Below are 523 nucleotides of genomic sequence, written 5' to 3' on the forward strand. Positions count from 1 at the left end.
GCGGCTCCGAAACCGGCACCCGACCCGACCCCGCAGGCCCCACCCGACGCGGCTCGGCATCCGGCACCCAGGGAATGGAAGTCGACCCCGGCTTCCGCGAACACATCGACACAGCCAGAGACGAAGCACGCACCGCCGCCGAGGAAAGGCGCCGCGCCGCCGAAGAAGAGGAAGCACGTCTCGCCGCCGAGCGTGCCGCCGAAGAAGCACGCCTCGCCGCCGAACGCACCGCCAAGGAAGCCCGCCTCGCCGCCCTCGCCGCCAGCTTCACCCCGTCGCCGGGACGCACCCGACACGGCTCCGAAACCGGCACCCGACCCGACCCCGCAGGCCCCACCCGACGCGGCTCGGTGTCCGGCACCCAGGGCATGGAAGTCGACCCCGGCTTCCAGGAGCACATCGACACGGCCAGGGACGAAGCACGCCTCGCCGCCGAGCGTGCCGCCGAAGAAGCACGCCTCGCCGCCGAACGCACCGCCAAGGAAGCCCGCCTCGCCGCCCTCGCCGCCAGCTTCACCCCGTC

1 pseudogene is annotated in these 523 nt (G+C 73.8%); it reads left to right on the top strand.

Annotated features, from left to right (window positions below):
- Nucleotides 1–74 precede the first annotated feature (74 nt).
- A pseudogene (locus KUM40_RS36160) lies at nucleotides 75–523 on the top strand (hypothetical protein); the annotation flags it as partial.

Origin of the sequence: Streptomyces sp. AC512_CC834, from assembly GCF_019049325.1 — a bacterium.
Taxonomy (GTDB): Bacteria; Actinomycetota; Actinomycetes; order Streptomycetales; family Streptomycetaceae; genus Streptomyces.